Annotated in this window: 3 protein-coding genes; all 3 read right to left on the bottom strand. The window is 63.5% G+C overall.

All coding sequences use genetic code 11. The annotated features are described in order from the left end of the window. Positions 1-960 (bottom strand): PAS domain-containing protein (locus ACY693_RS17780; protein WP_462323144.1); only part of this gene is annotated, 960 nt, incomplete at its 3' end. A gap of 243 nt (positions 961-1,203) precedes the next feature. Continuing rightward, positions 1,204-2,268 (bottom strand): class III poly(R)-hydroxyalkanoic acid synthase subunit PhaC, encoded by a 1,065-nt coding sequence (locus ACY693_RS17775; RefSeq protein WP_462323143.1) that lies wholly within the window; start codon positions 2,266-2,268, stop codon positions 1,204-1,206. A 233-nt stretch (positions 2,269-2,501) separates the two neighbouring features. Next, the coding region (locus ACY693_RS17770; protein WP_462323142.1) for a poly(R)-hydroxyalkanoic acid synthase subunit PhaE at positions 2,502-2,801 on the bottom strand (300 nt) is incomplete at its 5' end.

The raw sequence follows: 2,801 nt of genomic DNA, 5'->3' as shown, positions 1-2,801 counted from the left end.
ATCGCGCACCTGCTCGCTGATCTGGGCGCCAACGGAGGCATTGCGAGCGATCTCTTGCACGATCTGCGCCATCTCTTCCATTGCGGATGCGACCTGAAGGGTTTCGGCCGTCTGCTGCTGCGCCTGGGCACGGGCCTCGGCCACGGCCTCACCAGCCTGGGTACCGACCTGTTGGAGGTGGTCGGTGACATTGGCGAGCCGTTTAGGTACCGCTGACATCTCGGTGCGCAGCTTCAGCATCGCGAGCCGCAGAGGGGCGATCTCATCGTCGCGATCGGTGTAGATGCGCTCGGCGAGCGGATCATCGACCAACTGCTGTGATTCGGCCACTGTCGCGTCCAGCCCGCGCCATAGGCGCAGCAGACCATAGGCGCTCAGGGCTGCCGCGATGAAGCTGAGTGCCGCCAGCGCGAAGGGCGGAAGGCCGGCTAAGGCGGCGACGCTGACCACTAACGGGGTGGGTAGCAGCAGGGCGAGCAATCGGCCGCGCAAGCCAAGGGATCGGCCTGGGCTCGGGGCTGGACTCAGCTCGCCCTGATTCGGCTCGCTGGCGCGCAGCTCAGCGTAGATCGCCGCGGCGCGCTTCACCGTTGCCTCGCTGGGGGGCGCGAGGCGTACCGATTGAAACTCGACGATCTTGCCGTGCTCGTCGAGGATCGGGGTCGCATAGGCATGCACCCAGTAATAGTCGCCATTCTTGCACCGGTTCTTGACCATGCCCATCCATGAGCGACCTGACAACAGGCATGACCACATCTGCTGATAAGCCCTGCGGGGCATATCGGGATGGCGCATGATGTTGTGCGGTTGCCCGAGCAGCTCGCTGCGATCGTAGCCGCTGATGCGCTCGAATTCCTCGTTGATGTAGGTGATGCGCCCCTTGGGATCGGTGGTCGAGAGGATGGTCGCATCGTCGGCGACCGGGACACGCTGCTGGGTGACTGGCTCGTTGACGCGCATATTGGCTTCCCGTTGTTGCTGGCTGGGTGCCGCATTCCGTCATTGGAAGTGCCGCTCGCCACTGACCGGAAGCCACGCAGCACCGTTAGTCTTTAAGCAAGGGCATGAGGTTAGCGTCTCTATAGTAACAGGCAGCCAGGCTCCGCTACGCGCTGCGCAAGGAGCGTGGATGGATTCGGCGCGCCCGGATGTCGCCCGCTTGGGTTGTCGCTCGGTTGGCGCCTAGTCGGTGTGAGGTCGGCCTCAGCGCGCGTTCAACCACTCGCCGATGGCCGGCGTGACCTCTTTCTGCGCCTTGCCGCTGACATAGATGCCGATATGGCCACCAGGGAAGGCGAGCTCGGTGTAGTCCTCGCTGCCGGTGAGGCCGTTGAGGGCCTTGGAGGCGTCCGGTGGGACCAGATGATCCTGCATCGCATAGATGTTGAGCACAGGACAGCGGATCTGCTTGAGGTCGACCGGGCGCTCGCCAACCCGCGCGGTGCCGTTGATGAAGGCGTTCTGCTGGTAGAAGTCCTTGATGAACTGACGGAAGGTCTCGCCGGCCTGGTCTGGGCTGTCGAAGATCCATTGTTCCATGCGCAGGAAGTTCTTCGCCTTCTCCGGCTTGTCGAGCATGTCGACCATGTTGATGTACTTCTGGCCGGTGAGGCTGAATGGCTTCAGTGACAGGAAGCTCCAGTTCAGCAGCTCGCCGGGTATATTGCCCATGGTGTCGACGGCGAGATCGACGTCGACGTGCTGCACCCAGTTCGACAGCATGTTGTCCGGCGTCTTGAAGTCGACCGGCGTGACCATCGTCACCAAGTTCCGCACCTTGTCCGGATGCAGCGCCGAGTACATCAGGCTAAAGCTGCCGCCCTGGCAGATGCCCAAGATATTGACCTTGTCGACGCTATGGGTGTGGCAGATGTGGTCGACGCAGCGATCGATGTAGCCGTTGATGTAGTCGTCGAGCGTTAGCGAGCGGTCGGCCTGGTCCGGATAGCCCCAGTCGATCAGGTAGACGTCCTGGCCGGTGGCGAGCAGGCCTTTGATGGTCGAGCGGTCTTCCTGGATGTCGGTCATGTAGGGCCGGTTGACCAGTGCGTAGACGACGAGCAGCGGTGTCTCCTGCTGGGCCACATCGGCCGGTCGTTGGTAGCGGTAGAGCACCAGCTTGTCTTCGCGATAGACGGCATCCTTGGGGCTGACGCCGCTGTCGATGTCGCCGGCGTCGAGTAGGTTTTGCATGCCCTGACCGAGCTTGCGGCTGTAGTCGAGCATCTCCTCGCCGAGCGTGTCGGGACGGATATCGATCGGAAACATGCGGCGGTGCTCCTCTGTAGATCGCTGGTGCGGACGCGTCTTGGCGCTGTCCGTCTCGTGCTTAGGGATTGAATCGGAGGTGGTGAGCGGGCGCTGGCGAGGCGCTGTCAAGCGCTGCAGCGCATTGCGAGCCGAGCTGCCCGTTGAGTCGTTGGCGGAGGCAGCGGCCAAACCGCTCACTGTCTCGCGTTGATCCAGGCTTGGCTGTCGGCCCGCAGGCCGGGGATGCTGCATCAGCTTGCGTCAGGGCTTGTGCTCGGCTTCGCCGCGGCCTTCTTCCGTGTGCTGGTCTTCTTGCTGGTCCCGGTGGTCTTCGACGCGGTGCTCGATCTGCCGGCGCTGACCTCGTTGCTAGCAGGAGCGCCGGCGGGCAGGGTTGCCAGCCGGCGTTGGACCTGGTCCAGCTCCCGGCGCAGCTGCTTGTTCTCGCGCCGCGTCTCTTGCAGCCGGTCCTGCAGGGTGCGCAGCTCGCTGCGGGTGGGCATGTTCATGGCGCCCAGTGATTCATCGACCATGACCGAGAGCTGCTGCTT

This window comes from Halochromatium sp. (genome assembly GCF_054919635.1).
The sequence above is the reverse complement of the archived record's forward strand: the minus strand, read 5'-3'. Positions and strand labels throughout refer to the sequence as shown.

Coding starts and splice junctions, on each gene's coding strand:
- ACY693_RS17775 (WP_462323143.1), bottom strand. CDS start 2,268: ATGTTTCCGATCGATATCCGTCCCGACACGCTCGGCGAGGAGATGCTC.